Consider the following 20,372-nt stretch of genomic DNA (forward strand, 5'->3'; position numbering starts at 1 on the left):
AAAATTATTTTAATAATTGGTGCGCAGCAGGAATAACCCATGACATCCTTTATCGACCTCGAAGTGTTTGTCCGTACGGTGGAGGGCGGCAGCTTTTCAGCGGCGGCGCGTGCGTTGGATATGACGCCGGCGGCCGCCAGCATTGCGATTAAAAGGCTGGAACAGCGCTTGGGGGTACGGCTGCTGGTGCGTTCTACCCGTAGCTTGCGCCTGACGGAAGAAGGGCAGCGCTATCTCGACAGTGCCCGGCTGGCCTTGGGGGCGCTGGCGGAGGGCGAGCAGGCGATACGCGAGAAACATCAGGGGTTGTCCGGCGTGCTGCAGATCTCCGCACCCTCGGATTTTGGCCGCAACCTGTTGCTGGGCTGGCTTGATGAATTCCAACGGCAACACCCGCATATCCAACTGCAGTTACTGATTAATGACCGCCATGCCGATCTGTTTCGTGAACCGGTGGATATTGCGCTGCGTTTTGGTCAACTGGCGGACTCTTCGCTGGTGGCGCTACCGATCCTGCCGCAGCACCGACGCTTGATTTGCGCCAGTCCGGCTTATCTGCAGCAGCATGGCGCGCCGCAAACGCCAGCCGAACTTGCTCAGCACAGCATTCTGATTTACCAACCCAGTGGGCACAGGCAGGTAGAATGGCGTTTTTGGCGAGGCGATGAATTGACGGAGGTGCCGCTGACTGGCCGCTACTTTACCGATGACGGTGAAATAGCGCGTCGCTGGGCGCTGGCCGGGCACGGGATTGTCCGCAAATCAGCGATTGATGTGGTGGCAGATATTCAGGCCGGGCGTTTGGTGACGCTGTTGCCGGAGTGGCAAAGCGACGCGGTGCCCATCAGCCTGGTTTGTCCACATCGCTCGCAGGTGTCGGAGCGCGTCAGGTTGCTGCAGCGCTTTTTACAGCAGCGCTGTCAGGACTGGATGGCGCATCACTTGGTCTGAATGCTGGCTGCCGGGGTAGCGCTGGCAGCGGCTTCGCTGGAAGTGGTGGTTTCTTCGCTTGGCGTAGTGGAACGGGTGTACATATTCAGCCCGGCCAGGAAGACGCCGCCGAGTGAACCAAAGGCACAGAGAAAGATAACGATAATGAACGATTTTTTAAGCATTGGGATAATTTCGCAGGTTGCCCGGAACAGCGGGAATTATAGTCTCTTTGCCAAGTGAAACAAGAATCGTTTTGAATGGCGGCCGGCAGACCGCCATTTTGGTCACTCTTTAATGCTGCCGACCGACTGAACTTTGGACGGACGCGTAAACAGGAATTTGCCAAGGGTCACCAGTACTACCGCCGCGACGATAATCACCAGTGCTGCCCATTCACGCGGGGCCAGCGATTCGCCGGCAAAGCCGATGCCGAGCAGCACCGCTACCACCGGATTGACGTAGGCATAGCTGGTTGCCACCGCCGGGCGTACGTTTTTCAGCAAAAACATATAGGCGCTAATCGCCAGCATCGAACCGAAGACAATCAGATAACCCAGTGCAAAGAAGCCTTTGGCGCTGGGCATCTGCGTCAAACGCTCACCGCTGAGCTGGCTGACAACCAGCAGCACCACACCGGCCACCAGCATTTCCGCTGCCCCGGCCATTGGCCCGGCCGGCAGAGAAATGCGCGATCCCAGTACCGAACCAAAGGCCCAACTGGCGGAGGCCAGCAGGATCAGCAGTGCGCCGGTAGGGTTGCCGACCAGATTATTACCGGTATTAAGCAATATAATCCCCACCAATCCCAGACCAATCCCAGCCCACTCAAGCTTGGTATTGCGCATGCCCCACAGCAGGCTGAAACACAGGGTGAACAGCGGCACCGTCGCCACCATTACGGCGGCAATGCCGGAAGGCACATGCTGATGTTCTGCCACCGTCACCAGGCCGTTGCCCACCGCCAGCAGCAAAATGCCAATGGTGCCGGCAGCCAGCCACTGCTTTGCCGTCGGCAATGCATGGCCGCGCAGCGCTAAAAAGCCAAACAGCACAATACCGGCGACCAGGAAGCGGATACCGGCCATCATCAGCGGCGGCCAGCTCTCGACGCCCAGACGAATAACGAAATAGGTCGAACCCCAGACAATATATAACGTGAACAGCGCCCCGATTAACGGCAGGACGTTACGGCTACTTTGGCTTGGCATGGATTTTAATTCTGCAGGGAAGGTTATTATTAGAGGGTTCAGTAAACCCGATTGGGCAGAGGATAAGCAACGCTTTTCAGTACTTTTTTTAGCGTGCAATGGGCTGGCTATCCGGTGTTTACTCATCGGATGACGCCAGCCTGCGGGCTGCCTTACGCCGGGTGTCGGTTACAGCAATGAAATACGGTACGCGCAGCGGCGTGCACCGGCCAGAATATGTTCTGAGCGTTCAACCTGCGCCTGCAATACCTCGGTGAAAATGCTCAATTCTGCGCGGCAGAAACCCTGGCAAACGGTGGCGGCGGCGCAAATTGGGCAGTGGTTTTCTACCAGCAGAAAAGAGCCGTCTTCCTGTAGGCGCGATTCGGCCATGTAGCCTTCGCGACAACGGAGCGCCGTCAGGCGCGCCACGCGTTCCTGCAAATCCGTGGCTCCGACCATTGCCTGTTTGTAATTAATGCGCGTTTCCTGCTCGCGGGTGTCGATCAACAATTCGATTGCCTGTTCGCCCAGCTTGTCACGAACGGTGCGCAGCAGCTGTACTGTCAGTTCGGAATGGGTATCCGGAAAACGGGCATTGCCTGCGGCGGTCAGGTGCCAGAGCTGCACCGGACGGCCGACACCGCGAGTTTCCGCTACCGCTTCAACCAACCCATCTTTTGCCAGTTTGACGAACTGCTGGCGCGCGGCCTCACCGGTGGTACCAAGGACTTTACCTGCATCAGAAGCTTGCTGTGGGCCGCGGGTTTTTAACAGTGTCAGCAAACGGTCACTGACCGATTGTGCGGGACTACCGCTATTTTCCAAGTTTATTCTTGACATATTTCTCCGCCTCGCCCTACTCTTATTCCAAGATAATTCTTGTTAAATCTAACGCAGTATCACGATTAACTCAATGCCATTCCTCTGAAAACAGGACGACAACTGTGATAACCAACGATGATAGCCGCTGGGCCGATCTCTTTTCTGGTAAAAATGGTGCCAGTGCGATCGCGCTCTCACTCGGCGTAGCGCTGCACGCCATCAATATTCTGGTCGCCACCACCATTCTGCCCTCGGTGGTGCAGGATATTGGTGGCCTGAGCCTGTATGCCTGGAATACTACGCTGTTTGTGGTGGCGTCGATTCTGGGTTCGGCATTATCGGCTCGTTTACTCAGCGGTTACGGGGCTCGCAGTGCCTACGTAGTGGCGTCACTGTTCTTTATTGCCGGGGCAATGCTGTGCGCGCTGGCGCCGTCAATGCCGGTGATGCTGATCGGCAGAACCGTGCAGGGCTTCGGCGGCGGGCTGATTTTCGCGCTTTCGTACGCCATGATCAATCTGGTCTTTGAACAAAAGCTATGGCCGCGGGCGATGGCGTTGATTTCGGCGATGTGGGGCATCGCGACCCTGGTGGGACCGGCGGTGGGCGGCATTTTTGCCGAACTGAATGCCTGGCGCTGGGCCTTTGGTATCCTGTTGCCGGTGATGGTGCTGTACGCCGGGTTTACCTTCCTGATCCTGCCAAAAGGCAAACCGCAGCAACGGGCGGCACCGCTGCCGTTGGCTCAGCTACTGCTGTTGGCGACGGCGGTAATGGTGGTGTCCGCCGGCAGCCTGGCGGACAGCGCGTGGGTCAATCTTGGCGGCATTGCGTTGGCAGTGCTGATGATGGCCTGGCTGATACAGCGTGAAGCGCACTCCCGTGCCCGGCTTCTGCCGAAGGGGGCTTTGCATCATGGTTCGTCGCTGGCCTCGTTGTATATCACCGTTTCTTTGCTGGTGGTGGGCATGACCAGTGAAATCTTCGTGCCTTATTTCCTGCAAACGCTGCACGGCCAGTCCCCGCTGATTTCCGGTTATATCGCAGCCACCATGGCGGCGGGGTGGACGTTATCTGAAATCCTCAGTTCCGGCTGGCGCAGTGCGGGCATCCGCCGGGCCATTGTCAGCGGGCCGATATTGGTGTTGGTTGGGCTACTGGCATTGGGCCTGCTGATGCCGATACCTTCCGGCGGTCATTGGGCAGGGCTGACGCCGATTGTGATGGCCCTGACGCTGGTGGGCTTTGGTATTGGTTTCGGCTGGCCACACCTGTTGACGCGTATTCTGCAGGTTTCGCCTGAGGCCGATAAGGATATTGCCGGGGCGTCGATCACGACGGTGCAATTGTTTGCGACCGCCTTTGGTGCTGCGTTGGCCGGGATGATTGCCAACCTGGCCGGGTTGAATGTGCCGGGTGGGGCGCAGGGCGCGGCCTCCGCTGCACGCTGGCTGTTCCTGCTGTTTGCATTGGCGCCGCTGCTGGCGGTGTTCAGCGCCTGGCGCTGCGCGGCGATTGCCCCGCCGGTTGCCGACAGCGACAAGCGGGTACCAGACTCGTCGGCTCTGTCGTCCTAGCAGCGAAAAAGTTACCACCAATTAAAAATCTGGTTGACGAATCCCGTATTTGAGATTATTTCTCTTATATGGGATTTTTCGTGTCAGAGACTTAATGATGGATAACGGATTGGAAAGTGCCGATCTCAGACTGGCGCAGCGACTGTCTGATTTACGCCAGCAGCAGGGCTGGTCGCTGGAGGAATTGGCGCAGCAAACCGGCATCAGCCGGGCGACGTTGTCGCGGGTCGAACGCGCTGAAACCAGCCCGACCGCTTCATTATTAAACAAACTGTGCTCGGCCTATGGGCTGACCATGTCGCGGCTACTGAGCGAGGTCGAGGACGAGCCGCCGGAGTTGCTGCATCGTGAACAGCAGACGGTGTGGGTTGATCGCGCCAGTGGTTTTCATCGCCGTTCGGTATCACCGCCTGCTGCCCTGTATAAGGCCGAATTTATTGAATGCACACTCGAGGCCGGGGCGGTGATTGCCTATGACGCGCCTTCGGTGCATGCGCTTGAGCACCATCTGTGGCTGCTGGCAGGGCGGCTCGAACTGACGCTGGAGGGCAGAGCTTTCCAGCTTGAGCCGGGTGACTGCCTGCGTTATCGGCTGTTCGGCGCTTCAAAATTTCATGCTCCCGGCCCTGAGCCGGCCCACTACACCCTTGTTATCAGCAGGCCTTAATCATGATTGAGATACAGCAACTGAATGCCGAGGCGGCACAAAACGCGATCCCGGAACTGGCCGAAATGCTGCAGGCCAGCGTCGCCCAGGGGGCGAGCATTGGTTTTGTCATGCCGTTCACACTGGAGCAGGCGCAGGCGTTCTGGCGCAGCCTGTTACCGGCGATTGAGCGTGGGGAAAGGTTGCTGCTGGTGGCATACGATGCCGGGCGCGTGGTGGGGACGGTGCAGTTGCTGCTGGCGATGCCGGACAACGGCCGCCACCGGGCTGAGGTGGTAAAACTGATGGTGCACCCGGACGCTCGCCGCCGGGGTATTGCCCGCAGCCTGATGCAGCAGGTGCAACAAAGCGCACTTGAGCAGCATCGGCATTTATTGGTGCTCGATACCCTGACAGGCGATACGGCGGAGGGCATGTATCGCCTGTTGGGTTTTCAACTGGCGGGCAGCATTCCGCAATACGCTCTCGCCAGCAACGGCAGCGCGCTGGATGCCACCAGTTATATGTATAAGTTGCTGTAATTTTCCCCGTCGTCTTTCAAGCTGCAACGTTGTTGGCTGCAACTCGAAACCCATAGGGTAATAGACTCAGTGAGGGCACTGACTGCAGCATCTATCTAACCCAACTACTGCCCGTTCCAGGCCTTGATAGCCTGTTGGCGTATCAGCAATTTTTGCTCCGGCGTCAGCTTGTTATAGTCCTGCGCCATGCCACTTTCCCAGTCGCCGTACAGCGGGTTCGGCAGCACGATGTATTCGGTACCGAACTTGCTTTGGTTGTCGGCGACAAACGCCCGGCGCTGTGCGTTATCCTTGTGGTAGGTCGCGGCCCCGAAGTCGTTCAGGTTGTCACCGGCGTAGACCACAATATCGTAGCCCGCGTTTTTGATGGCGTCGAAGCGGGGCTGTTTGTTGGAGGTGTCACCGCTGAGCAGCACGGTTTTTTCCGACATGCCGGTAAAGCCCAGCTTCTGCATATTGGCCACCGTGGCGGCGTATTCAGACTGCTTGCGGTTGGAAACGTAGAACATGGTACCCTGATGGCTGTTGACGTAACGGGCAAATTGCACGGCGCCCGGTACCGCACCGGCCTGCTCTGCCTGCGACCATTTGGCCCAGGTGGCAGCGGCGAAAGGTTGGCCCTGCTTTGCCTGCCAGCCGGAATAAGGGCTGTTGTCCAGCAGGGTTTCGTCCAGATCTACCACCACCGCTTTCTTCTTGCCCGGCGTGGCCCTGGCCTGATCAAAGGCCAGTTTGGCACTGTTGAACGCCTGGTGTGACAGCGCCTGATATTCCCCGGACTGCTGGAACCAGTTCAGGGCCAGCACTGACTGATCTGCCAGGCGTTGCTGGGCCTGCAGGTCGGTTTTTGGCGGCTGCGCGCAGCCGGTCAGGGTCAGTAGCGCCATGCCGATGGCCGCGCCAAGGGCCATTTTCTGTGTATTTATTCCTGCCATAAATGAATCACTCTCTGCTTGTTATTGTGGTGTGCCTAAGGTCATCGTCATTTCAAACTGGCGTAACGCGTCCTGCTGCCAGCCGAGCCTGGCGAAGAAGGGGGCAGCCACTTCGGGAACGTAAACGTTGGCCGTCAGCGGTAGCGACGCGAATTTCGTCTGTAACGCGGCCAGCATCGCCCGGGCATGGCCCTGGAAACGGTGCTGCGGCGGGACGTAAATCATGCGTAAAAAGCACTTATCCGCGCCGACCTGCACCACCGCATAGGCCTGGTGTTGTTCCAGGGCAAAGGCATAGGGCTTGCCGGGCAGTTTGAACAGCGATTCCGGGGCGATCAGCCAAGGCAGGTCGGTGGCGCCATCGGCAATCAGGCGGTGGGAGACGAACAGCGGATCGACCTCTTGCAGTTCTGCAACTTCGGTGGCTATCTGCGGGCCGGCCAGATGCCCGGTCAGCGTGCGGACGATTTGCAGCCCAGCCTGATGGTACAGCGCAATCGCGGGGTCGTTGCCTTCGATCACCTCCAGCGACAGCTGGCGGTCACCGCGCTCACGCGCATCGGCGACAATGCGTTTCATCAGCGCTTTTCCCAACCCTTTACCACGCATTTCCGGTCGGATGGACAGCGCCGATACCCGACTGTGCAAACCACGGCGGCTAATCAACGCCAGCGCCACCGGTTGCTGTTGGTGCGTGACAATAATGCTGTCATTCAGGCTGAGGTCTTCGGCACCAAAACGACGGGCGAAGGTGTCACCATCAATGACGAAGCGCACAATGTAGTTTTCAAAACAGTGGCAAAGGATCTGCGCCAGCTCGTCACTGCTGTAGCGCAGTGCTGAGTGGTATTCGAATGGGGAAGTGGTTGGCATAGGTCATCCAGGTTGATTTGCGCAACATATAGATGTAGACCCGTTTGTTTTATAAGGCAAGTTTCCTGATGCGGCGATGAGAGGCGAAGGGCGGCCAGGGCACCAAATGAAAAAACCGGGCGTTGCCGCCCGGCGAAGTAACTCTGGGTATCAAGTGAAGCTAAGGTTTGCAGTGGTGGTTATTTCATCACATCAGAACTGGTAGGTCAGGGCGACGGCGATGACGTTGTCGTCTTTCAGACCCAGCTTGTTGCCGCTGTCGAGTTGGTTGATTTTATAATCGACATAGGTAGACATGTTCTTGTTGAAATAGTAGTAAGCGCCAACGTCGATATATTTCACCAGGTCGGCGTCGCCGATGCCTTCAATATCTTTGCCTTTCTGCTGAACATAACCCAGCGATGGACGCAGACCGAAGTCGAACTGGTATTGCGCAACCAATTCCAGACCTTCCGCCTTATTGGCAAAGCCGCTAACGGAGGTGGAAGTATTATTGATGGTCGCGGTGCCGGAAATAGGCGCGATATTACGGCTTTGCGAGTAGGTCGCTGCCAAATAAACGTCGTTATTGTCGTATTTCAGGCCGCCGGCCCAGATATCCGCTTTATCGCCTTTACCGAAGGTGCCTGCTTTTTGGCCTGCGGTACGGTTGGAAGAGGCGTAGGCAGCACCGACGCTCAGGCCGTCGATGATTTCATAGCTGGAAGACAGGCCCCAGCCGTCGCCATTCGCTTTGCTGTTGGCGCGGCCGTCGTTTTCGTTTTTGCCCTGGTACTGAACAGCGAATTTCAGACCTTCAACCAGGCCGAAGAAGTCGTTGTTACGGTAGGTTGCTACGCCGTTGGTACGGCCGTTCATAAAGTTGTCGGTCTTGACGTAGGCATCATCACCGAACTCAGGCAGCATATCCGTCCAGGCGCCGACGTCATAGATAATGCCGTAGTTGCGGCCGTAGTCGAATGAACCGATGTCTTTATATTTCAGACCAGCAAAGCCCAAACGGGTTTTGGTATCTTTGGTGCCGTCAGCCTCAGCATGGTTGGCAGCAATCTGATATTCCCACTGGCCATAACCAGTCAGCATATCGTTAATTTGTGTAGCGCCTTTAAAACCGATACGCACATAGGTTTTATCGCCATCATTACCGGCATCGTCAGAGAAATAGTGCAGTGCTTTTACGCGGCCGTAAAAATCAAGTTTGTTGCCGTCTTTATTGTAGATTTCCGCTGCCTGTGCTGTCTGCGCAATTAAAAGTGCCGGAATAATAACGGCCAGAAGATTAGGTTTCATGATTTACCCTGCTTTATTCGATTGAAAGACGCTTATCATCAGTTGTACTGCTGTTTCACTGTGCCGCCCGTTTTGTTTGCAGCGCAGGTTTTTTACCGTAGTTATGTGATCTATTTATGACAAAATATTCATTTCCATGTCGAACGATTAAAAAAGTTGCGGAAAGAGTGAATTTCTTCATCAGACAAGTGTCGGTGGTCGGTTTGTCGCTAACAATATCGCCCCAGGCTTCTGGAGGAATCATATGTGAGATTTATGCATCGGGCAGTCTCGAACGCCGCTCAATGTTTTAACAGTCCTGATTTTATGGACAAAGACTGCTAAAAATCCCGATTTTCACCAATAAGGATTGCGGATAGCTTAAGAGCATCCGTTAAACAGCAGGAGAGTGTGATGCAACCTTCTCAACAGGCCGGGCAACAGACGTTCGGCGACATTGCCCCCAAGCTGGCGCAGCTCAGTGACAACGTATTATTTGACGATGTGTGGCAGCGGCCAATACTGACACCGCGTGAGCGTAGCCTGATCACCGTGGCGGCGCTGGTGGCGCTCAACCGCGTGGAGCAATTGCCGTTTCATCTGCAACTGGCCCAGCGCAATGGCGTGAACGTCGAACAGCTTGCCGAGTTGATCACTCATCTGGCGTTCTATGCCGGCTGGCCTGCGGCCGCTTGTGCCGTAACGCGCTTGCGCGAACTGAAACAGGAGTAGCCTCATGCCATTTAGCCGCATTGCTTTGCATCAGGGGAAGTCTGCGCAATACCTGAAAACCCTGTCCGACAGCCTGCATCAGGCGCTGGTCGAAACCTTCAATGTCCCGCTGGCCGATAAATTCCAGGCCATCGATCAATATCGCCCCGGCGAATTGATTTACGATCGCGACTATCTTGGCGGCCCGCGTTCGGCGGATTTTGTGCTGTTCTACATTACCGCTGGTCGTCCGCGCGATACCCTGACCAAGCAGCGTTTTTATCAGCGGTTGGCGGAACTGCTGGCGGAAAATCTGCAGTTGCGGCCGCAAGATGTGATGGTGGTGATCACCACCACTCAGTTGGACGAATGGTCGTTCAGTGCGGGGCGTGCCTCAATGATCGAAGGCCAGGCTGACGCGGCCGACGGTCTGTGGGACAATAGCGCCATCATTTCGTAGAGATATAGAGTTGAATGGCGCTCTCCCCCGCAGTTAAAGATCAGATTGGCCAGTGGTACAAAGCCCTGCAGCAGCAAATACCGGATTTTATTTCCCGTGCACCGCAACGGCAGATGATCGCCGAAGTGGCAAAAACGCTGGCCGGTGATTACCCACGCCACCTGGCGATTGAGGCACCGACCGGCGTGGGCAAAACCTTGTCGTACCTGATCCCGGGGATCGCCGTTGGCCGCGCCGAAAGCAAGCCGCTGGTGGTCAGCACCGCCAACGTGGCGCTGCAGGATCAGATCTACAGCAAAGATTTACCCCTACTGAAGAAGATCATTCCCGATCTGAAATTTACCGGTGCCTTTGGCCGCGGGCGCTATGTTTGCCCGCGTAACCTGGCGGCGCTTTGCACTGACGTCAGCGAACAGGGTGACCTGATGCTGTTTCTGGGCGACGAGCTGGCGCCTTCGAGCGGCGAAGAACAGGCGCTGTGCCAAAAGCTGAGCAAGGCGCTTGGCCGCCATGAGTGGGACGGGCTGCGCGACCATTATCAACTGTCGATTGACGATCCGCTGTGGATCAAGCTGAGCACCGATAAAGCCAACTGCCTGGGCCGTAACTGCCATTACATTCGTGAATGCCCGTTTTATATCGCCCGTAAAGAGATTGAAACCGCCGACGTGGTGGTGGCTAACCATGCGTTGGTGATGGCGGCGCTGGAAACCGAGTCGGTACTGCCGAACCCGAAAGAGCTGCTGCTGGTGCTGGACGAAGGGCATCATCTGCCGGAAGTAGCGCGTGACGCGCTGGAGATTGAAGGCGAAATCACTGCCTTGTCGACCAATCTGCAGCTGGACATGATCGTGCGCCAGGTTGAGCAGTGCATGACGCAATACCGGCCGAAAAGCCCGCCGGGGTTGGCGAATGGCGAACGTTTGAAGAACCACTGCGAAGAACTGCGCGAACTGATCCAAATCTTCGAGCATCAGGTCAGCGCCTATCTGCCGACCGATACGGTCATCGCCGAACATCGATTTGAAATGGGGGAACTGCCGACGGAGATGGTAGAAACCTGCGCACGATTATTCAAGCTGACCGACGCCTTGCGTGGGGTGGCGGAGTTTATCGTCAATGACCTCAGCGAACAGACCGGCAAGCACGACATTGTGCGGCTGCACCGTTCCATCATTCAGATGAGCCGCACCCTGGGCTATCTGGAGGCGATGAGCAAGCTGTGGCGGCTGGCCGCGCTGGATAAATCTTCCAATGCACCGATCTCCAAATGGGTCACGCGCGATCTGCGCGATAACGTCACTCATCTATACCTGCATTGCGTGGGCATTCGCGTCAGCGATCAGTTGGAAAAACTGCTGTGGCGCAAGGTGCCGCACGTGGTGATCACCTCGGCGACGCTGCGCTCGCTGAACAGCTTTGCGCGCCTGCAAGAAATGAGCGGATTAAGTGAAAAGGCCGGCGATCGCTTCGAATCCCTGTCTTCACCGTTTAATCATGTGGAACAGGGCAAGATTGTTATTCCGAATATGCGCTTTGAGCCGGCGATCGCCAATGAGGCCGAACATCTGGAAGAGATGGCGCGCTTTTTCCGCGCCGAGCAGGCCACCGGCAAACACAAGGGGATGCTGATCCTGTTCAGCAGCCATCGGGCGATGCAGACCTTCCTCAGCTATGTGACCGACCTGCGCCTGATGCTGCTGGTACAGGGCGATCAGCCGCGCTATCGGCTGGTGGAAGAACACCGTAAACGGGTTGAAAAGGGCACGGCCAGCGTGTTAATCGGCCTGCAGTCGTTTGCCGAAGGGCTGGATCTGAAAGGTGAACTGCTGACTCAGGTGCATATTCACAAAATTGCTTTCCCACCGATCGACAGCCCGGTGATCCTGACCGAGGGCGAATGGCTAAAATCGCTGAAGCGTTATCCGTTTGAGGTGCAGAGCCTGCCAAGCGCCTCGTTCAACCTGATCCAGCAGGTGGGGCGACTGATCCGCAGTAATGAGTGCCACGGTGAGATCGTGATTTACGATCGCCGCCTGCTGACCAAAAGCTATGGTTCGCGCTTGCTGGCGTCACTGCCGGTATTTCCTATCGAACAGCGGGAAGTGCCGGAGGCCGACAAGGCGCACCTGGCCGCGGTCAAATCTGCCGCTGCGGCGGAGAAAAAAGACAAAAAACGCAAAAATCCGTTCGCCCGCCGACGCACGCGTTAATTAAAGCAGCGGGGGCAGGCGGCGCTTCACCGGCGTGGTTTTGACGATGGAAGTGTTGCTCTGCGCGCGCTCGGCCAGCCGATCGAGGATCTGGTCGAGTTGCTCCATCGAGTGCGCCACCAGCCGCACGATAAAACAGTCCTCACCGGTCACCTTGTCGCACTCAATCACCTCCGGGATATCCTGGATCAGCTGTTCGACCTTCTTGAGCATGCCTGGCAGCGGTTTGATGCGCACCAGCGACTGAAAAGCGTAGCCCAATGCCTGTAAGTTGACGTTGAGGGTATAACCCTGGATCACGCCATTTTCTTCCAGCCGACGCAGGCGTTCTGAAGTGCTGGGTGAAGACAACCCGGCTCTGGCGCTGAGCGTTTTCAGCGACACCCGTGCGTCCTCGGCCAGCAGGGTCAGGATTTGGCGGTCGATATCATCCATAAGGTCTCCATTAGGTTAATTCATGTTTATGCCTTCAATAAAAAGGCAGTTAAGCATGTTGGCCTTTTTTATGCCATGGAAACTAGTGCGGGAAAGTCGCAAGCTAAGCGTATTGGCTTACCCTGAGGAAATAACGATGAACGCAGAGATAAAACGCGGCTCGCTGGAGATGATTGCCGCGATGCTGATTTCCGGCACCATTGGTTGGTTTGTGTTGATGTCCGGCCAATCGGTAGTGAACGTGGTGTTCTGGCGCTGTGCGGTGGGGGCGCTGGTATTGCTGGCAATTTGTGCGGCGCTGGGCCAACTGCGGCGTGACAGTCTGACCCGCACCACGCTGTTGGTGGCGATTGCCGGCGGCATTGCGCTGGTGATCAACTGGCTGCTGCTGTTTGCCGCTTATTCCTATGCGTCTATCTCCATCGCTACGGCGGTGTACAACACCCAGCCATTTATGCTGGTGGCGCTGGGGGCGTTGTTCCTGGGTGAGAAGCTGACTGCCCGCAAGCTGTTATGGCTGGTGCTGGCGTTTATCGGCATGATGCTGGTGGTGTTGGCGCAGCCGAAGCAGGCGGGCGGACAGAACAACTACCTGATGGGTATTTTGCTGGCGCTGGGGGCCGCATTTTTCTATGCCCTCATGGCGCTGGCCGCAAAACGGCTGAAAGGAACGCCGCCACACCTGATTGCGTTGATTCAGGTGACGGTCGGCGTAGTGATGCTGCTGCCGCTGGTGGATTTCCATGCATCGGCCAATGCCGGGCAATGGGGCATGCTGCTGACGCTCGGGGTATTGCACACCGGGTTCATGTACGTGTTGCTGTATGGCGCGATCCAAAAGCTGCCGACCAACCTGATCGGCTCGCTGTCGTTTATTTATCCGATTGCCGCCATGCTGGTAGACCGCCTGGCGTTTGACCATCACTTGGTGGCGCTGCAGTTTGCCGGTGCGGCCATCATCCTGCTGGCAGCCGCAGGCATGAACCTGCTGGGTGAGCGCCGCGTGCGGCTAACGCCTACGCCAGGTGGCAAGCAGGCACCTGAACAGTGACAGTGCTGGAAAATGGCTGCGGCAGAGCTATGATAAAGCCTGTTTCCCGCTACGCGGTACCAGGTGATTTATGGTTGATGTTTCCACACTTTTGCTGTTTTCCGGCGCCTGTCTGGCGCTGGCGGTAACTCCCGGCCCGGATATGCTGCTGATTGCTTCGCGCAGCGTCAGTCAGGGGCGTCGTGCGGGTTTCGCGTCGCTGGCGGGGATCCAGCTCGGCACCTATTGCCACGCTTTGGCGGCAGCGTTAGGTTTGTCACAACTGTTCGTCGCGGTGCCGCTGGCCTATGACGCGGTGCGTATGTTAGGGGCGGCCTATTTGCTGTATCTGGCCTGGAAAACGCTACGAACCGGCAGCAGTTTGCAGGCCTCCGCCGGGTTAACGGCGGTACCTGCCATGCGGATTTTTCGCCAGGGGCTGTTTACCAATATCCTCAATCCCAAAATGGCGCTGTTCGTTCTGGCTTTGTTCCCGCAGTTTATCGATCCGCAGGCCGGTTCGTTGGTGGTGCAGATGCTGTTACTGGCGACGGTGCTGAACCTGGTGGGGCTGCTGATTAACGGCGGCTTGATTATGGCGGTCAGCAGTATGAAAAGCCGTTTTGTCGGCCGTCGCTTCAGTGCGCGTTGGCCGAATTACTTGCTGAGTGGCGTGTTTGCCGGGCTGGCCTGCAAGCTGATTTTTGACAGTCGTAAATAGCCTTACTCCTGCAATAACGCCTCAAACGCCGCGCTGGCCGGGCATTGCGCCAGCGCGCTGTACATCACCAGGCGTAAATGATTTTCCTCATCGACAATGAACGACGCATGTTCAAAAGTTACCTGGCCGACCTCCGGCACCTTGAAAGTACGCTGCCCTTGGCAACGACCGTGAATATCATGCTGCTGCCACAGTTGGCGGAACTGCGGTGATACCTGTTCCAGTGCCTGCACCCGTTGCTGCATGGTGGCGTCTTCCGGGGCGCGGGCGTAATCGCGGCGAAAGCTGGCAACAACCTGTGGCGCCTGCGACTGCCACTCCACCAGCCGTTGGTTGAGCTGTGGGTCGGCGAACAGCATCCACAGCATGTTGCGCTGCTGCGCAGGGCGATCGCCAATGGCGAACAGCCGGTCCGCCGCCGGGTTCCAGGCGATGATATCCCAGCTCAGGTTCATGACGTAAGCCGGCCGCAGTTGCAGATCGTCCAGCAGGCGGCGCACCAGCGGCGAAACCTGACACCACTGATGACCGACCGGTACCGGCGGGCGCTGATGCGCCAGCAAAAACAGATGGTAGCGCCCGGTTGCGTCCAGCTTCAGCACCCGTGCCAGATTCTCCAGAAAATCCACCGAGGCGTTGATTTCTCGGCCCTGTTCCAGCCAGGTGTACCAGGTGAGGCCGACGCCTGCCAGGGCGGCCACTTCTTCACGCCGCAGCCCCGGCGTTCTACGCCGGGTGCCACTCGGCAAGCCAACCGCCTGCGGCGATAACTTCTCACGCTTTTGACGCAGAAAATCCGCCAGATCCTGGCGGGTTCGGTTGAGGGTGCGCGGCGGCATAGTGGCTGTCCTGTTGCTGTTAGTAATAGTATAACGGGCTATATAGTAACAGTTTAGGACATGTTCCATACTGCCGCCATCCCAATCTTTGGAGGCATTTATGGAACAGTCATTAGCTAGTGGAGCTCGTCGTCTTCCCGGTTTGCCGGTGTTATTGCTGGGCGGTTTTGTCACGGTGTTCGACCTGTTTGTGGTGAACGTGGCAGCGCCGGTGATCCAGCAGCAATTCGCCGCTGACTTTGCCGGTGTAGGGTTGATTATTGCCGGTTATGAACTGGCATTCGGCGTGTTACTGATTGCCGGCGGGCGGCTGGGCGATCGCTTTGGTCGTCGTCGCATGTTCAGTCTCGGCATGTTGGGTTTTACGCTGACGTCGGCGCTGTGTGGCATGGCGACCTCTCTGAGCATGTTGATCGTAGCGCGTTTTTTGCAAGGGGCGACGGCGGCGCTGTTGTTCCCGCAGATCTATGCGTTGCTGCGGGTGTTGTACAGCCCGCAGCAGCGGCGGCGGGCCTTTGCCTGGCTGGGCATGACGCTGGGGCTGGCGGCGATTTTTGGTCAGATTTTCGGTGGCTTTATTATCGAAGCCGATATCTTCGGCAGCGGTTGGCGAATGATTTTCCTGATCAATCTGCCGGTGGGAGCGCTGGCCATGCTGGCGGCGCGGCATATTCCCGAATCACGCCTCGAACAGGCGCAGCGGCTGGATGGCGTTGGCCTGCTGTTGGCGGCAACCGGGCTGTTGTTACTGCTGGTTCCGCTGCTGGAAGGGCCGTCGCGTGGCTGGCCCTGGTGGGTGTTGCCTACGCTGGCGCTGGGCATAGCGGTGCTGTGGGCCTTTATCCGCTGGGAACGGCGGTTGGCGCAGCGTGCGGGGGATGCGGTGCTCGATCCGGCGTTGTTGCGGCAGGGGAGTTTTGCCCCGGGTGTGGCGGTGGTACTGGCGATTTATTCGACTGCCTCTTCGTTCTTTTTGTGTTTTGCCCTGCTGTTGCAGGCGGGGATTGGCCTGACGCCGTTTCAGGCCGGTAGCCTGTTTGCGCCTGCCAGCGTGGCATTTATGCTGGCCTCATTGCTGGCACCGACGCTGGTACAGCGCTGGGGCAATGGCGTGCTGGCGTTTGGCGTGGTGATTTACGCCACCGGGATGGCACTGCTGGTGGCGCAGGTACTGTGGGGCGCGGCGCTGGTTCAGCCACTGTGGCTGTTGCCGGGCCTGGTGATTCTGGGTTTTGGTCAGGCACTGAGTATGACGCCGCTGCTTAATCTGGTGCTCGGATTGGCAAAAGAACAGCAGGCAGGGATGGCGGCAGGGGTAATTTCCACCGTGCAACAGGTGGGTGGAGCGTTGGGAATTGCCGCCAGCGGCGCGTTTTTTGTTCCCTTGTTGGCGGGCGGTGCGGGCGCAGAGGGTTATGGGCGGGCGTTTGCCGGGGCAATGGTTTACAACCTGCTGGCGATGGTCGTTGCCCTGGTGCTGCTGAGGTGGATCATCCAACAACAGCGCAAAGTGGATCTTTAGTAAAGCTGTGGCGGGTGGTATTGCTATTCCACCCCTCCGAAAATGCTAAAGGATGCCTTACGCCATGTATCAACCCGCTTCATTTCGCGATGACCGCCTGGAAAGTCAAATTGCGCTGGTGCGTGCCCACCCGCTGGGCATGTTAATCAGCCACGGTGAACAGGGGCTGGTAGCGGACCCGCTGCCGTTTTTGATTGACGCCGATGAGCAGGGCAACATTGTGTTGCGGGCGCACCTGTCCCGCGCCAATCCCCATTGGTCCTTGCTACAGACCGTGCAGGAGTGCCTGGTGGTGTTTCAGGGGCCGGAGGGCTATGTCTCGCCGGGCTGGTATGAAACCAAGCGTCAGACCGGCAAGGTGGTGCCGACCTGGAATTACAGCGTGGTGCAACTGCGCGGTGTGCCGCGGGTAACGGAGGACGCGGGCTGGTTGCGACAACAGCTGGACGGGTTGACGGCGTTGCAGGAAGGCCGCCAGCCTGAACCCTGGCAAATCGACGATGCTCCGGCCAATTATATCGCTGCGCAGATCAGGGGCATTGTCGGTATCGAGATCGCCGTGACTCACCGCGAAGGCAAATGGAAGATGAGCCAGAACCGCAACGCCGAAGATGTCGAGGGGGTGATCGCCGCGCTGCGAGCCGGTGATGTTGACCAGCAGCAACTGGCAGATGAGGTTGAGCGGCGGCGTGGATAAGGTATGCTGACTCCAGACTGAATCAGGGGAAAGCAGACCATGGATTACACCAAAATTATTAAAGAGATCGGCCGTGGCAAGAACCATGCGCGCGATCTGGATCGGGAAACCGCCTTTCAGCTCTATCAAAAGATGCTGGCCGATGAGGTTGGTGAATTGGAACTGGGCGGCATCCTGATTGCCATGCGTATTAAAGGCGAAGCCGAAGAGGAAATGCTCGGCTTTTATCAGGCGATGCAACAGCAGGTGATCCGCCTGCAGGCACCGCTTGGGCGAGCGATGCCGGTGGTGTTGCCGAGTTATAACGGTGCGCGCAAACAGGCGAACCTGACGCCGCTGTTGGCGCTGTTGCTCAAACGTGTCGGCCTGCCGGTAGTGGTTCATGGCGTGCTCGATGACAGCACCCGCGTCACCAGCGCCGAAATCTTCCAGGCGCTGGGCCTGCCCTGGTCACAAGATACTGCTCATGCTCAGCAGCGGCTGGATGCGGGCGAAGTGGTGTTTATCCCGGTTTCCACCCTGTCTGCCCCTCTGGAGCGTCAGCTTGGCCTGCGCTGGCGCATGGGGGTGCGTAACAGCGCCCATACCCTGGCCAAACTGGCCACCCCGTTTGCCGAGCAGGATGTACTGCGTATCGCCAGCGTATCGCACCCGGAATACGTTGGCCGTGTGGCCTCGTTTTTCCGCCAAATCGGCGCTCGCGGGTTACTGATGCACGGTACCGAAGGCGAGGCCTATGCCAACCCGCAGCGATGCCCACAGATCCATTACATGGTTAACGGTGAGCAGCAGGTACTGCTGGAACGACCGGCGCAGGATGAAATTCCCGAGCTGCCGGCGGCAAAAGATGCCGAGACGACCGCGCGCTGGATCGAACGTTGCCTGGCGGGTGAGGTGGCGATCCCGCTGGCGATCCAACGGCAAATTGCCTGCTGCCTGCTGGCCGCCGGAGAGGTTGATACCCTGGAACAGGGATTGGAACGTTTACGCAGCGCGTAAATCCCTTGGCTATACTCGAACACTTCGTTAATCGGCTGAAAGGATGGTTATGCAACAGGCTCTCGATTACTTCAATCAATTGAATCAGGACTACCTTGAGGTTCACCGCACCAAAGAAGATCTGTTCTGGCACAACTATATGGGCACCGGTGGTGACGATGTTTCAGCCCGCTTTTCGGCGGTGGAAAGCGCTTATAAACGCTTTATCGCCGAACCGCGTCGATTGACGGAAATTCGTCAGTTGCTGGCTGGGCTGGACGATCTGCCGCAGGACGCACAGCGCGACGCGTTGCAACATGGGCTGAATGGCTGGCTGCGTTTCTTTGACTGTAACGCCATTGAAGATGCCGAGGCCCAGACGCTGCTGGATCAGATCATCAGTGCCGAGGCGGACTTGTATACCCGGCGCAAGGCCAACCCGGTCAGCCATCTAAATGCCGCCGGGCAGCGGGTAAACGCCTCGCTCGGTGAGCTGTTGACCAACCAGGCCACCAATGAAAATGAAGACTACCGTCGCAGTTCGCAGAATGCGCTGCGTGAGCTGGAGCAGTGGCTGTTGCACAACGGTTTGCCGGAGCTGATTAGCCTGCGTAACCGCTTTGCACGCCAGATGGGTTTTCGCAACTATTTCGACTACAAGGTCAACAAAACCGAGCGCATGACGCCGGAGCAGTTGTTCGCCATTCTGGACCGCTTTGAACAGCAAACCCGCGAAGCCAATTCACGCAGTCTGCAACAGCTGGCGGCGCAGAAGGGCGAACAGGCGCTGGAACCCTGGAACATCCGTTTTGCCAGCGCCGGTGACGTGACCCGACAACTGGATCCTTACTTCCCGTTTGCCCAGTCGCTGGAGCGTTGGATCAACAGCTTCAAACGACTGCATATCGGTTTTCGTGGTGCGCAGATGGATCTCGATCTGTTAGTGCGTCAGGGCAAGTATGAAAACGGCTTTATGCACGGCCCGGTACCGCCGTTTATCCAGCAGGGGAAATGGCTGCCGGCGCGGATTAACTTCACCAGTCTGGCGCAGCCGGATCAGGTGGGCAGTGGCGCTCATGGGCTGAATACGCTGTTCCACGAGGGCGGCCATGCCGCACACTTTGCCAATATCTGCCAGAACGCGCCCTGCTTCTCGCAGGAGTTTCCGCCGACCTCAATGGCCTATGCGGAAACTCAGTCGATGTTCTGTGACAGCCTGCTGGACGACGCCGATTGGTTGAAACGCTATGCGAAAAACGCTGCCGGTGAGCCGGTGCCGGACGCGTTGATTGAAGCCAGTATTGCGGCACGTCAGCCGATGCGTGCGTTCAATGAACGTCATATTCTGCTGGTGCCTTACTTTGAATGGGCGCTGTATCAGTGGGATGAGCAACAGCTGACACCAGAGGCGATTACCGCACTGGCGCGTGAGGTTGAGCACAAAATTCTGGGCATTAGCGGCAGCCCGCGTCCGACGCTGGCGATCCCGCATTTGTTGTCGCTGGAGTCGGCCTGTTCCTATCAGGGGTATCTGCTGGCATTGATGGCGGTCGAACAGACGCGTCATTTCTTTTTGCAGCGTGACGGCTATCTTACCGATAACCCGGCGATTGGCCCGGATCTGGCGCATCACTACTGGCTACCGGGTAACGGTGTCAGCCATGATGAGACGCTACGCAGCCTGACCGGCGAAGGCTTTAACCCGGACTATCTGGCGCGAGCCTGTAACCAGACGGTGGCGCAGGCCTGGCAGGAGGCGCAGCAAACCATAGCCACGGCGGCCGCGCGGCCGCAACCGGCGGCAGACTTCGACCTGGCGGCGCATATCCGCGTGGTAGATGGCGAGCAGGTGCTGGCGGATAACGCCGAGGGCGATGAAAAGATGTGCCGTGACTTTGCCGCAGCGATTAACGCGCGCCTGGCCTAAAACCCTTGAACAAACCCGCCGCGTGTCTGCACCGGCGGGCTTTTTATTACCA

21 protein-coding genes are annotated in these 20,372 nt (G+C 57.7%); 13 read left to right on the forward strand and 8 right to left on the reverse strand.

The window, feature by feature from the left end:
• Positions 1 to 39: 39 nt before the first annotated feature.
• Entirely contained in the window at positions 40 to 951 is a 912-nt protein-coding gene (locus OCH02_RS09545) for a LysR family transcriptional regulator (protein WP_261431007.1), read from the forward strand.
• Here OCH02_RS09545 and OCH02_RS09550 read toward each other — a convergent pair.
• The 3 genes from OCH02_RS09550 to OCH02_RS09560 form a co-directional block, all read right to left on the reverse strand.
• Complete coding sequence (locus OCH02_RS09550; protein WP_261089575.1) at positions 939 to 1,115, reverse strand: hypothetical protein; 177 nt, start codon at positions 1,113 to 1,115, stop codon at positions 939 to 941. The genes OCH02_RS09545 and OCH02_RS09550 overlap by 13 nt on opposite strands.
• A gap of 102 nt (positions 1,116 to 1,217) precedes the next feature.
• Positions 1,218 to 2,141: a drug/metabolite exporter YedA gene (gene yedA / locus OCH02_RS09555; RefSeq protein ID WP_261431008.1), complete on the reverse strand. Its 924-nt coding sequence runs from the start codon at positions 2,139 to 2,141 to the stop codon at positions 1,218 to 1,220.
• A gap of 168 nt (positions 2,142 to 2,309) precedes the next feature.
• Positions 2,310 to 2,963 carry a helix-turn-helix transcriptional regulator gene (locus OCH02_RS09560; protein WP_261431009.1) on the reverse strand — a complete coding sequence of 218 codons (654 nt, stop codon included), beginning with the start codon at positions 2,961 to 2,963 and terminating at the stop codon, positions 2,310 to 2,312.
• 104 nt (positions 2,964 to 3,067) lie between these two features.
• Between OCH02_RS09560 and OCH02_RS09565 the strand changes: the two genes are divergently transcribed.
• The 3 genes from OCH02_RS09565 to OCH02_RS09575 all read left to right on the forward strand — a co-directional run bounded on the left by OCH02_RS09565 (position 3,068) and on the right by OCH02_RS09575 (position 5,710).
• Positions 3,068 to 4,522, forward strand: coding sequence for an MFS transporter (locus tag OCH02_RS09565; RefSeq protein WP_261431011.1), 1,455 nt, complete (start codon positions 3,068 to 3,070; stop codon positions 4,520 to 4,522).
• Between the two features lie 97 nt (positions 4,523 to 4,619).
• Positions 4,620 to 5,189 (forward strand): helix-turn-helix domain-containing protein, encoded by a 570-nt coding sequence (locus OCH02_RS09570; protein ID WP_261431346.1) that lies wholly within the window; start codon positions 4,620 to 4,622, stop codon positions 5,187 to 5,189.
• A 2-nt stretch (positions 5,190 to 5,191) separates the two neighbouring features.
• Positions 5,192 to 5,710, forward strand: coding sequence for a GNAT family N-acetyltransferase (locus OCH02_RS09575; protein ID WP_261431012.1), 519 nt, complete (start codon positions 5,192 to 5,194; stop codon positions 5,708 to 5,710).
• A 104-nt stretch (positions 5,711 to 5,814) separates the two neighbouring features.
• On the opposite strand, the gene OCH02_RS09580 is transcribed toward OCH02_RS09575, so the two are convergent.
• The 3 genes from OCH02_RS09580 to ompC all read right to left on the reverse strand — a co-directional run bounded on the left by OCH02_RS09580 (position 5,815) and on the right by ompC (position 8,808).
• On the reverse strand, positions 5,815 to 6,621 hold the full coding sequence (locus OCH02_RS09580; RefSeq protein WP_410001247.1) for a 5'-nucleotidase, lipoprotein e(P4) family: 807 nt from the start codon (positions 6,619 to 6,621) through the stop codon (positions 5,815 to 5,817).
• Between the two features lie 45 nt (positions 6,622 to 6,666).
• The gene (locus tag OCH02_RS09585) at positions 6,667 to 7,518 is read right to left on the reverse strand and encodes a GNAT family N-acetyltransferase (protein WP_261431014.1); all 852 of its coding nucleotides are present in this window, start codon (positions 7,516 to 7,518) and stop codon (positions 6,667 to 6,669) included.
• A 192-nt stretch (positions 7,519 to 7,710) separates the two neighbouring features.
• On the reverse strand, positions 7,711 to 8,808 hold the full coding sequence (gene ompC / locus OCH02_RS09590) for a porin OmpC (RefSeq protein WP_261431015.1): 1,098 nt from the start codon (positions 8,806 to 8,808) through the stop codon (positions 7,711 to 7,713).
• A gap of 393 nt (positions 8,809 to 9,201) precedes the next feature.
• Here ompC and OCH02_RS09595 point away from each other — a divergent pair, with 393 nt between their 5' ends.
• The 3 genes from OCH02_RS09595 to dinG are packed head-to-tail and all read left to right on the forward strand — an operon-like array spanning position 9,202 to position 12,171.
• The gene (locus tag OCH02_RS09595; RefSeq protein ID WP_261431016.1) at positions 9,202 to 9,519 is read left to right on the forward strand and encodes a carboxymuconolactone decarboxylase family protein; all 318 of its coding nucleotides are present in this window, start codon (positions 9,202 to 9,204) and stop codon (positions 9,517 to 9,519) included.
• Positions 9,520 to 9,523: 4 nt separating this feature from the next.
• Positions 9,524 to 9,958, forward strand: a complete 435-nt coding sequence (locus OCH02_RS09600; protein WP_261431017.1) for a tautomerase family protein — start codon at positions 9,524 to 9,526, stop codon at positions 9,956 to 9,958.
• Positions 9,959 to 9,972: 14 nt separating this feature from the next.
• Positions 9,973 to 12,171: an ATP-dependent DNA helicase DinG gene (gene dinG / locus OCH02_RS09605; RefSeq protein ID WP_261431018.1), complete on the forward strand. Its 2,199-nt coding sequence runs from the start codon at positions 9,973 to 9,975 to the stop codon at positions 12,169 to 12,171.
• Here dinG and OCH02_RS09610 read toward each other — a convergent pair whose 3' ends face one another.
• The gene (locus tag OCH02_RS09610) at positions 12,172 to 12,606 is read right to left on the reverse strand and encodes an Lrp/AsnC family transcriptional regulator (protein ID WP_012005895.1); all 435 of its coding nucleotides are present in this window, start codon (positions 12,604 to 12,606) and stop codon (positions 12,172 to 12,174) included. It abuts the gene before it with no gap.
• Between the two features lie 136 nt (positions 12,607 to 12,742).
• Here OCH02_RS09610 and OCH02_RS09615 point away from each other — a divergent pair, with 136 nt between their 5' ends.
• The gene (locus OCH02_RS09615; protein ID WP_261431019.1) at positions 12,743 to 13,657 is read left to right on the forward strand and encodes a DMT family transporter; all 915 of its coding nucleotides are present in this window, start codon (positions 12,743 to 12,745) and stop codon (positions 13,655 to 13,657) included.
• Between the two features lie 70 nt (positions 13,658 to 13,727).
• Positions 13,728 to 14,357: a LysE family translocator gene (locus OCH02_RS09620; protein ID WP_261431020.1), complete on the forward strand. Its 630-nt coding sequence runs from the start codon at positions 13,728 to 13,730 to the stop codon at positions 14,355 to 14,357.
• A gap of 2 nt (positions 14,358 to 14,359) precedes the next feature.
• Here the strand turns inward: OCH02_RS09620 and OCH02_RS09625 are convergent, their stop codons facing one another.
• Positions 14,360 to 15,196 (reverse strand): helix-turn-helix transcriptional regulator, encoded by an 837-nt coding sequence (locus OCH02_RS09625; RefSeq protein WP_261431021.1) that lies wholly within the window; start codon positions 15,194 to 15,196, stop codon positions 14,360 to 14,362.
• Positions 15,197 to 15,296: 100 nt separating this feature from the next.
• Here OCH02_RS09625 and OCH02_RS09630 point away from each other — a divergent pair, with 100 nt between their 5' ends.
• The 4 genes from OCH02_RS09630 (at position 15,297) to OCH02_RS09645 (ending at position 20,320) form a co-directional block, all read left to right on the forward strand.
• Complete coding sequence (locus tag OCH02_RS09630) at positions 15,297 to 16,718, forward strand: MFS transporter (protein WP_261431022.1); 1,422 nt, start codon at positions 15,297 to 15,299, stop codon at positions 16,716 to 16,718.
• 64 nt (positions 16,719 to 16,782) lie between these two features.
• On the forward strand, positions 16,783 to 17,415 hold the full coding sequence (locus OCH02_RS09635; protein ID WP_261431023.1) for an FMN-binding negative transcriptional regulator: 633 nt from the start codon (positions 16,783 to 16,785) through the stop codon (positions 17,413 to 17,415).
• A 39-nt stretch (positions 17,416 to 17,454) separates the two neighbouring features.
• Positions 17,455 to 18,414 carry a DNA-binding protein YbiB gene (gene ybiB, locus OCH02_RS09640; RefSeq protein ID WP_261431024.1) on the forward strand — a complete coding sequence of 320 codons (960 nt, stop codon included), beginning with the start codon at positions 17,455 to 17,457 and terminating at the stop codon, positions 18,412 to 18,414.
• A 49-nt stretch (positions 18,415 to 18,463) separates the two neighbouring features.
• On the forward strand, positions 18,464 to 20,320 hold the full coding sequence (locus OCH02_RS09645) for a M3 family metallopeptidase (protein ID WP_261431025.1): 1,857 nt from the start codon (positions 18,464 to 18,466) through the stop codon (positions 20,318 to 20,320).
• The last annotated feature ends 52 nt before the right edge of the window (positions 20,321 to 20,372 follow it).

The organism is Serratia quinivorans, assembly GCF_946227985.1.
GTDB lineage: Bacteria > Pseudomonadota > Gammaproteobacteria > Enterobacterales > Enterobacteriaceae > Serratia > Serratia quinivorans_A.